This window comes from Micromonospora solifontis (assembly GCF_003725545.1).
GTDB lineage: Bacteria > Actinomycetota > Actinomycetes > Mycobacteriales > Micromonosporaceae > Micromonospora > Micromonospora solifontis.
In genome coordinates this window covers 1-9571 of the sequence record NZ_RJLN01000134.1, presented here as the reverse complement: position 1 = coordinate 9571, position 9571 = coordinate 1, and the positions used below count along the sequence as shown (strand labels likewise).

Annotated in this window: 7 protein-coding genes; 5 read left to right on the top strand and 2 right to left on the bottom strand. The window is 75.0% G+C overall.

Going from position 1 to position 9571, the window contains the following annotated elements; translation table 11 throughout:
- On the top strand, nt 1-1458 hold a 1458-nt coding region (locus EFE23_RS26415), incomplete at its 5' end, for an alpha/beta hydrolase (RefSeq protein WP_123243606.1).
- A gap of 95 nt (nt 1459-1553) precedes the next feature.
- Here the strand turns inward: EFE23_RS26415 and glmS are convergent.
- Nucleotides 1554-3467, bottom strand: coding sequence for a glutamine--fructose-6-phosphate transaminase (isomerizing) (gene glmS, locus EFE23_RS26410; RefSeq protein WP_123243605.1), 1914 nt, complete (start codon nt 3465-3467; stop codon nt 1554-1556).
- 141 nt (nt 3468-3608) lie between these two features.
- Here glmS and EFE23_RS26405 point away from each other — a divergent pair, with 141 nt between their 5' ends.
- The 3 genes from EFE23_RS26405 to EFE23_RS26395 all read left to right on the top strand — a co-directional run bounded on the left by EFE23_RS26405 (nt 3609) and on the right by EFE23_RS26395 (nt 6665).
- Nucleotides 3609-4274, top strand: coding sequence for an MmpS family transport accessory protein (locus EFE23_RS26405; RefSeq protein WP_123243604.1), 666 nt, complete (start codon nt 3609-3611; stop codon nt 4272-4274).
- A 97-nt stretch (nt 4275-4371) separates the two neighbouring features.
- Entirely contained in the window at nt 4372-5559 is a 1188-nt protein-coding gene (locus EFE23_RS26400; protein ID WP_123243603.1) for a pyridoxal phosphate-dependent aminotransferase, read from the top strand.
- Nucleotides 5556-6665: a threonine aldolase family protein gene (locus tag EFE23_RS26395; RefSeq protein WP_123243602.1), complete on the top strand. Its 1110-nt coding sequence runs from the start codon at nt 5556-5558 to the stop codon at nt 6663-6665. The genes EFE23_RS26400 and EFE23_RS26395 overlap by 4 nt, the downstream gene beginning before the upstream one ends.
- 12 nt (nt 6666-6677) lie before the next feature.
- Here the strand turns inward: EFE23_RS26395 and EFE23_RS26390 are convergent, their stop codons facing one another.
- Nucleotides 6678-7280, bottom strand: coding sequence for a helix-turn-helix transcriptional regulator (locus EFE23_RS26390; protein ID WP_123243601.1), 603 nt, complete (start codon nt 7278-7280; stop codon nt 6678-6680).
- Nucleotides 7281-7378: 98 nt separating this feature from the next.
- Here EFE23_RS26390 and EFE23_RS26385 point away from each other — a divergent pair.
- A partial coding sequence (locus EFE23_RS26385) for an FtsX-like permease family protein (protein WP_123243600.1) occupies nt 7379-9571 on the top strand: 2193 nt, incomplete at its 3' end.

The following is a 9571-nucleotide window of genomic DNA, read 5'->3' as shown; positions in this document are numbered from 1 at the left end:
TCCGGCTGGTCCGGCGGGGCGGCGGCGGGGGCGCAGGGGCGGCTCGGGGTGCTGCGGGAAGCGCTGGCCGACGTGCTGCCCGCGGTGCTGGAGGTCGACCAGACCCTGGCCGAGTTCGCCGCCCGGCTGCGGGTCGCGAAGGCCCGGCTCGCCGCCGCCGTGGCGCACGCGGACGCGGGTGGCCTGCTGGTGGACCGGGCGGGTGGGGTCCGCCCCGACCCGGCCCGCCCCCGCCCGGCGGCGCGGGTCGGACCCGCCGTCGCCCAGGTCTCCACCGAGCTGCGCGGGGCGCTGGCGCTGGCCGACGCGGCGGACCGCGAGGCGGCCGGCCGGCTGGCCGAACTGGCCACGGCGGCGGCGGTCGGCTGGGTGAGCGCCCCACCCGCCGGGTGCCCGGCACCCGGCGCCGGGCCGGCGGAGGTGAGCCGCTGGTGGGCCGGGCTCACCCCGGCGGAGCGGCGCTGGCTGGTCCGTCACGAGCCGGCGCGGGTGGGCTGCCTCGACGGGCTTCCGGTGGCGGCGCGGGACCAGGCCAACCGGCTGCTGCTGGCCGGCTGGCGGGAGGAGCTGGCCGACCGCCGCCGGGGCCTGCTGCGCCCGCTGCCGGCGGGCCCGCTCGACCTGGCCCGGCTGGCCCGGCTCGCCCACGCGGAGGCGGCCCTGCGCGGCCTCGACGCGCTCGGCGAGCGGCTGGCCGCGCCGGAGCCACCCCGGGCGTACCTGCTCGGGCTGGACCCGGGCGGGGACGGGCGGGCGGTGGTGGCGCTCGGCAACCCGGACCGGGCCGGCGCGGTGCTGACGTACGTCCCGGGGATGACCGCGGACCTCGCCGACGCCCCCGGCGAGCTGGGTCGGGCCGCCCGGGTGCTGGACCGGTGCGGAGCGCTCGCCCCGGCCACCGAGGCGGCGGCGGTGCTCTGGCTGGACTACGACGCCCCGGACGCGCTGCCCCAGGCCACCCGTTCCGGGCCGGCCGAGGCGGCCGGGCCGGCGCTGCACCGGTTCCAGGAGGGGCTACGCGCCTCGCACGAGGGGCCACCCGCCCGGCAGACCGTGCTCGGCCACAGCTACGGCTCGCTGGTGGTCGGCGCCGCGGCCCGCGACCACGGGTTGAGCGCGGACGCGCTGGTCTTCGTCGGCTCGCCCGGCGTGGGCGTCGACCACGCGGGCGAGCTGCGCACCGCCCCGGGGCAGGTCTGGGCCGCCACCGCGCCGGACGACGTGATCCGACTGGCTCGGCCGCCCGACGCGCTGGCCCGCCGGGCGGTGCTGGCCGGCACGCCGCTCGGCCCGCTCGCCGGCGCGCTCGACGCCCACGAGCTGTGGTTCGGCCACGATCCGGCCGACCCGGGCTTCGGCGGCCGGCGCTTCCCCAGCGGCCGGTACGGCCACACCGGCTACTGGGACCCCGGCAACCCGGCGCTGGACGGCATGGCCCGGATCGTGCTGGGCCGATGATCTCCGCGCCGGCACCCGGCCCGCCCCGGACCGGTTCCGCCCAGGCACGGCGCGGCCCCGCCACCCCGGGGGCGGCGGGGCCTCGGCCGGGGCGGCTACTCGACGGTGACCGACTTCGCCAGGTTGCGCGGCTGGTCGACGTCGTGGCCACGGGCGGCGGCGATCTCGGCGGCCAGCACCTGGAGCGGCACCGTGGTCACCAGCGGGGCCAGCAGCGTCGGCGTGCGCGGCACGTAGATCAGGTGGTCGGCGTAGCGGACGACCGCCTCGTCGCCCTCCTCCGCGATCACGATGGTGCGGGCGCCCCGGGCGCGCACCTCCTGGATGTTGGAGACGACCTTGTCGTGCAGCATGCCCCGGCCGATCGGCGACGGCACGATGCAGATGACCGGCGTGCCCTTGTCGATCAGCGAGATCGGGCCGTGCTTCAGCTCGCCGGCGGCGAAGCCCTCGGCGTGCATGTACGCCAACTCCTTGAGCTTCAGCGCGCCTTCGAGGGCCACCGGGTAACCCACGTGCCGGCCGATGAACAGCACCGTCGGCTCGGACTTCAGCTCACGGCCCAGCTCGCGGACCGGCTCGATCCGGTCCAGCAGCTCGCGCAGCTTGTTCGGCATCTCCTGGAGCTGGGCCACCACGGCGCCGACCTCGTCGGCGAACTTGATCCCGCGCACCTGCGCCAGGTGCAGCCCGATCAGGTAACACGCGACGACCTGGGTGAGGAACGCCTTGGTGGACGCCACCGCGATCTCCGGGCCGCCGTGCGTGTACAGCACCGCGTCGGACTCGCGCGGAATGGTGGAGCCGTTGGTGTTGCAGATGGCCAGCACGCGGGCCTTCTGCTCCTTGGCGTGGCGCAGCGCCATCAGCGTGTCCATCGTCTCGCCGGACTGCGAGATCACCACGATCAGCGTGGACCGGTCCAGCACCGGGTCGCGGTAGCGGAACTCGCTGGCCAGCTCCACCTCGCAGGGAATCCGGGTCCAGTGCTCGATGGCGTACTTGGCGACCAGGCCGGCGTGGTAGGAGGTGCCGCAGGCCACGATGAAGATCTTGTCGACGTCGCGCAGGTCCTGCTCGCTGAGGCGGACCTCGTCGAGGGCGATCTCGCCGGTCTCGGTGAGCCGGCCGAGCAGCGTGTCGGCGATCGCCTGGGGCTGCTCCTCGATCTCCTTGAGCATGAACCAGTCGTAGCCGCCCTTCTCGGCGGCCGACGAGTCCCAGTCGATGTGGAAGTCCTTGCCGGTCGCGGGCTGGCCGGCGAAGTCGGTGATCTCGATGCTCTCCGGCGTGATCAGCACGATCTGGTCCTGGCCCAGCTCCACCGCGTCCCGGGTGTGCTCGATGAACGCGGCCACGTCGCTGGCCAGGTAGTTCTCCCCGTCGCCGCGGCCGACGACCAGGGGCGAGTTGCGCCGGGCGCCGACCACCGCGCCGGGGATGCCGGCGTCGACGGCGAGCAGCGTGAAGGCCCCTTCCAGCCGCTGGCAGACCAGCCGCATGGCGGAGGAGAGCAGCTGCGGGCCGTCCACCTCGCCGGCCGAGCGCAGGTCGGCCAGGGCCCGGGCGATCAGGTGGGCGGCGCACTCGGTGTCGGTGTCGCTGGCGAACTCGACGCCGTCGGCCTCCAGCTCGGCGCGGAGCTTGGCGAAGTTCTCGATGATGCCGTTGTGGATCACGGCGACCCGGCCGTCGGGCGACAGGTGCGGGTGGGCGTTGCGGTCGGTCGGACCGCCGTGGGTGGCCCACCGGGTGTGGCCGATGCCGGTGGTGCCGTCGCCGATGCCGATCGGGCTGGCGGCGCAGGAGTCGGGATCGCTGGCGGCCCGCTCGGCGAGGACCTTCTCCAGGTTGGCCAGCTTGCCGGCCTTCTTCTCGGTCAGCAGCTCGTCCTCGCAGACGACCGCCACGCCGGCGGAGTCGTAGCCCCGGTACTCCAGCCGGCGCAGTCCGTCGAGCACGATGCCGAGCGCCGGGCGCGCGCCGGCGTAACCCACGATTCCACACATGGTTCGCAGCCTAACCCAGTTCCGCTCATCGCGCGTGCTCGAAAGACGGGTAAACGATCATTGAATTTGAGCGAACAGGTCGAGGTGCGGTGCATATCCGGCAAAATCCCCGCCGGGCGGCCTGCTGAGATCATGTTTCCCATGAGCGAGACCGAGCCGGGCGCACCCTGGGTTCCCCCGGACCCGCCTTGTACCCCTCCGGAGGAGCTGCCCACACCACCCGCCCCGGCCGGCGAACTGCCGGACCTGCTCGCCGTCGACGCGCCCGGCGGGCCCCGGTCACGATTCGGGGACGGCGGGCTCGCCACGATCGTCCTCGCCGCCTTCGCGGCGATCGCGTTGGTGGTGTGCGGCGGCCTCGGCGTGGCGAGCCTCTGGCTCAACCGGCCGGACCGCCCGAACCACCGCGCCCCGGTGGCCCAGCCGCAGACCACGGACGAGCCGGCCGAGCCCGACGAGACCCGGGCGGCGCAGCCCACCCCGCGCCCGAGTCCGAGTCCGACCCAGAAGCCGGCGTCCACCCCGTCGAACGGACCCGGCCGGTTCGCCATCGTCTACTCGGTGACCGGGCAGGGGCCGGCCAACATCGCGTACCGCGACGCCAACGGCGACCAGATCTGGCTCGACGAGGTGCCGCTGCCCTGGCGTCGCACCATTCACACCGACGACCTGGGGCAGGTGATGCTGCAGGCGGAAAAGGCCGACGACAAGGGCGGCCGGACGATCACCTGCGCCGTGACGGCCGAGGGCGGCCGGCCGGTGACCGAGACGGTCGGCCCCGGCGGCTACCGGTGTGGCGTCGGCTAGCGCCGCCGCCCGTGGCCTCCCGGACGGCCGCGGCCACCTCGCCCGGGCCGGTGACGGCGGGCTTGCCAGGGCGGCGACGGCCCGTAGGCTGGCGCGCGTGACGACGACCGATCCGCTGGTGGCCCGGATGCGGGCGTTCGGCACCACCGTCTTCGCCGAGATGTCCGCGCTGGCCGCGCGGACCGGCGCGGTCAACCTCGGGCAGGGTTTCCCGGACACCGACGGCCCGCCGGAGATGCTCGCGGCGGCCGCCGAGGCGCTGCGTACCGGCCACAACCAGTACCCGCCGGGCCCGGGCGTCCCGGCGCTGCGGGCGGCCGTCGCCGCCCACCAGCGCCGGTTCTGGGGACTGGAGTACGACCCGGACGGCGAGATCGTGGTGACGGCCGGCGCCACCGAGGCGATCGCCGCCAGCATCCTCGCGCTCTGCGAGCCGGGTGACGAGGTGGCCTGCTTCGAGCCGTACTACGACTCGTACGCGGCCTCGATCGCCCTGGCCGGCGCGGTCCGCCGCCCGGTGACGCTGCGTCCCGCCGCCGACGGCCGGTACGCCTTCGACCCGGCGGAGCTGCGCGCCGCGTTCGGGCCCCGGACCCGGCTGGTGCTGCTCAACTCGCCGCACAACCCGACCGGCAAGGTATTCACCCCCGCCGAGCTGGCCCTGGTGGCCGAGCTGTGCCGGGAGCACGACGCGTACGCGGTCACCGACGAGGTGTACGAGCACCTGGTCTTCACCGACGCCGCCGCACCGCATGTGCCGCTGGCGACCCTGCCCGGAATGCGGGAGCGCACCCTGCGGATCTCCTCGGCCGGCAAGACCTTCTCCTGCACCGGGTGGAAGGTCGGCTGGGTGAGCGGGCCGGCCCCGCTGGTCTCCGCGGTGCTCCGGGTGAAGCAGTTCCTCACCTTCGTCAACGCCGGCCCGCTGCAACCGGCCGTCGCGGTGGCGCTCGGGCTGCCGGACGCGTACTTCGCCGGGTTCGCCGCGGACCTGCAGCGGCGCCGGGACCAGCTCGTCGCCGGTCTGGCCGACGCCGGGTTCGAGGTGCTCACGCCGGAGGGCACGTACTTCGTCACCGCCGACGTGAGTAGGCTCGGCGGCCGGGACGGGGTGGAGTTCTGCCGGTCGCTGCCGGAGCGGTGCGGCGTGGTGGCGGTGCCGACCCAGGTCTTCTATGACGACGCCGAGGCGGGACGCCGCCTGGTCCGGTTCGCCTTCTGCAAACGGCCCGAGGTGCTGACCGAGGCGGTGACCCGGCTGCGCCGGTGGAAGGAGGAAGCGTGACGGACGAGCGCGCGGAGCTGGCACGCCGGTTCGCGGCCCAGCGCGGCTGCGGCACCATGCTCTCCGGGATTCGGCCGCCGTCGGTCCGGGAGCAGCTCGCGGTGCTCGGCGAGAGCCTCACCGGCGACCCGGTGCCCGACTTCTACGGCGAGGGCGGGCCGGTCGAGGAGCTGGAGGGCCGGGTCGCCGAGCTGCTCGGCGCCGAGGCGGTCGCCTTCTTCCCCACCGGCACGATGGCCCAGCAGATCGCCCTGCGGTACGGCGCCGAGCTGACCGGCCGGGACGGGGTCGGCCTGCACCCGCTCAGCCATCCGGTGCTGCACGAGCGGGACGCGCTCGTGCTGCTCGCCGGTCTCCGTACCGTGCGGACCACCGACGCGCCGCGCAACCCGACCGCCGGGGAGGTGGCCGCGCTCGACGAGCCGATCGGCACGCTGATGCTGGAGCTGCCGCTGCGGGACGCCGGGTTCGTGCTGCCGACCTGGGACGAGCTGACCGCGGTGGTGGCGGCGGCCCGGGCCCGGGGCGCCCGGGTGCACCTGGACGGGGCCCGGCTCTGGGAGTCGACCGTCCACCTGGGGCATCCGCTCGCCGAGATCGCGGCCCTGGCCGACAGCACGTACGTCTCGTTCTACAAGTCCCTCAAGGGCCACTCGGGGGCGGCGCTGGCCGGCGACGCGGAGCTGGTCCGCTATGCCCGCGCCTGGCGGCACCGGCACGGCGGGAACCTCTTCCAGCAGTGGCCGGCCGCCCTGGCCGCGCTCGCCGGGCTGGCCCACGAGCTGCCCCGACTGCCCGACTATGTGGCGCACGCGAAAGTGGTGGCCGCCGCGCTGGCCACCCTGCCCGGTGCCCGGGTCCACCCGGAGCCGCCGCACACCCACCAGTTCCGGCTCTGGCTGCCGCATCCGGCCGAGGCGCTGAACGAGGCCAACCTCGCCCTCGCCGAGGAGGAGCGGGCGTGGTTCGTCGGCGGCTGGCGGGACACCGAGGTGCCCGGGGTGGCGCTGGCCGAGGTGACGGTGGCCGGCCCGGCCCTGGAGCTGGACGCCGACCGGGTGGTCGACCTGGCCGACCGCTTCCTGCGCCGCCTGCCGCAGTCGTGACCCGGGCTCGGTTCAGCCGGCGGCCCGGGCCGGACCGGCGTCCGCCTCGGGTGTGACGGCCGGTGGGGGGCCAGCGGCGAGACCGGCGAGCACCGCGTCGTCGGTGAGCAGCGCCGACTCGGCGTCGTCGACGAACGCCAGGTCCGCCTCGACGTGCCGACTCGCGGCCGAGAGCAGCAGCCGGACCACCGGATCGTCGGCCCGGCGCCGCAGCCCGTCGAGGTTGCGCAACTCCCGTAGCAGGTGGCCGCGCTGGTTGCCGAGCACGGTCCGGACGGTGGCCGGCTCGCCCGACCGGGCCGCTGCGGTGACCTTGAGAAAGAAGTCGTCCCGGAAGCCGCCGCTGCGCGGGCTGGGTTCGGCGAGCCAGCGGTCCAGCTCGGTCCGGCCGGCCGCCGTGATCTCGTAGACCACCCGGTCGGGCTTGACCGGTTGGGCCTGCCGTTCGGCGACCACCAGGCCGTCGCGGGAGAGCCGGTCGAGGATCTGGTAGAGGTGCCCGATGTTGAGCGGCCCCCACTGCGGGCCGACCGCCGCCTCGAAGACCCCCTTCAGCTCGTAGCCGTAGCTGCGGCCGCGGGCGAGCAGGGCCAGGACGGCGTGCTGGATGGCCATCGTCTACTCCAATCCGGTTCCGGACAGCATCGCCGGACGGGTCTTGCATTGTCACAATGTATCGCGCACAGTGTGGACAGCACACGGGGAGGCGCGACATGTTCCACTTCATCTGGGGGCAGCTTCGCGGCCGTGCCGGACGGTCGGTGGCGCTGCTGGCCGGCGTGCTGGTGGCCACCACCGGGTACGTCGTCCTGACCGGCGCCACCACCACGTCCCGGCTGGCCGTCACCGGCACCGTCGAGCGGAACACCCGGGCGGCGTACGACATCCTGGTCCGTCCGAAGGGGACGCGCACGCCGCTGGAGGCCGCGCGCGGGCTGGTCCGGCCCAACTACCTCTCCGACACCTACGGCGGCATCACCATCGCCCAGTACGAGCGGGTGAAGGCGGTCGCCGGCGTGGACGTGGCGGCGCCCATCGCCATGATCGGATATTCGACCTCGGCGGTGCCGCTGCGGTTCGACCTCACCGCCGCGGTCGACCGGTCACTCGACCGGCAGGTGATCCGGCTCGACCCGAGCTATTCCGCCGAGCGCGGCCTGTCCACCGCGCCGGGCAAACCGCGCTACGTGTACGTGACCACCCACCCCCTGATCTATCCGGTCTTCGAGCCGCAGACCTCGGACACCTTCCCCTACAGCGACGGCCGGCGCTACCGGGTGGACGACGTCTGCGGACCGGCCCCCCGCGAGGTGCAGCCGGACGGCAGCAGCCGGCCGATCTGCGACCCGCAGCGCGGCGCCCTGCTCGGCAACCGCGGCACGCTCTCGGAGCGGGACAACTGGTGGGTCACCCCGGTCCGGCTGCGGCCGGACGGCCGCTTCGAGGCGGAGAACGGCGTCCTGGCGCAGAACGGTGACGCGGCCACGGCGACCTCCGACCGGTTGACGCTGGCCGAGCCGCTCACCGTGCCGTTCCTGCTCGCCGCCGTCGACCCGGACGCGGAGCAGCGCCTCGTCGGCCTGGCGGGCAGCGTCGTGGACGGCCGCCCCCTACGGGCCGGCGACGCGGTGAGCGAGAAGGTGCTCGGCACCGCCCGCAACCGGTCGGTTCCGGTGCTGGCCACCAGCCGCCCCTATCTGGACGGCGGACTGCGGGCCACGCTCACCCGGCTGCCCGCCGCCCGACCGGCCGGAACGCCGGCCATCGAACTGGAGGAGACGCTCCGGCGGGCAGCCGGCACGCCGGCCGGGGTGGCCCGGGCGGAGCTGGCGGACGCCTACCGGACCCAGCTCGCGGCAGGGATCTCCGAGCAAGGCAGATGTTGTTTCGGACAGCTGCAGATCATCACCCAGCCCGGCGCGGTGACGTACGGCGAGCGACCCGGTGGCGAGCTGCGCGCCGCCGCGGTGCCGCCGGCCGCGCCGGAGGTCTTCGGAAACGAACGCGACTTCAGCTGGCTGCCCCGTCCCTGGCTCACCGAGGACGTCGGGGCGCGTACCCTGCGCCGGATTCCGCTGCCCAGCGGCGGGAGCGTCACCCCGTTCCGGCGGTGGCGGGCAGTCGGCGTGTTCGACCCGGAGAAGTTGACCGGCTTCAGCGACCTGGGCGAGGTGCCGCTGGAGACGTACGAGCCGCCGGTGGCCGAGGGCGCCGACGAGCGCAGCCGGAGCGCGTTGGGCGGCCGGCCGCTGGAGCCGAGCGGCAACCCCGCCGGCTACCTCTCCGCGCCACCGTTGCTGCTGACGAACCTCGCCAGCGCGACCATGCTGCTGGAGGGAAGCAGCAGCCCGCAGCGCACCGCGCCGATCAGCGCGATCCGGGTCCGGGTCGCCGACGTGCACGGCTACAGCGAACGCTCCGCCGAGCGGGTCCGGCTGATCGCCGAGGCGATCGCCCGCGCGACCGGCCTCGACGTGGACATCACGCTCGGCTCCTCCCCCGCGCCGCAGACCGTCGAGCTGCCGGCCGGCACGTTCGGCCGCCCCGCGCTGCGGCTCACCGAGAACTGGTCCGCGCTGGGCGTCGCCTCCACCATCACCCGGGCCGTCGACCGCAAGAGCGCCGCACTCTTCGTGCTGGTGCTGGTGGTCTGCGTGCTCTTCCTCGGCAACGCGGTCTCGGCCGCGGTCCGGGACCGCCGTCCCGAGCTGGCGGTACTGGCCTGCCTCGGCTGGCCGGCCCGCCGGATCGCCGCGCTCATCCTCGGCGAGGTGGCCGCGCTGGGGCTGGCCGCCGGGCTGCTCTCGGTCGGTCTGGCGTTCCCGCTCGGCGCGGCCCTCGACATCGGCGTCGACTGGCGGCGGGCGCTGCTCGCCGTACCGGTGGCCCTGCTGCTGGCGCTGCTC

Excerpts from the sequence above, each read along its gene's own strand:
- glmS (WP_123243605.1), bottom strand. The coding sequence starts at position 3,467 with ATGTGTGGAATCGTGGGTTACGCCGGCGCGCGCCCGGCGCTCGGCATC.
- EFE23_RS26405 (WP_123243604.1), top strand. The coding sequence starts at position 3,609 with ATGAGCGAGACCGAGCCGGGCGCACCCTGGGTTCCCCCGGACCCGCCT.
- EFE23_RS26390 (WP_123243601.1), bottom strand. The coding sequence starts at position 7,280 with ATGGCCATCCAGCACGCCGTCCTGGCCCTGCTCGCCCGCGGCCGCAGC.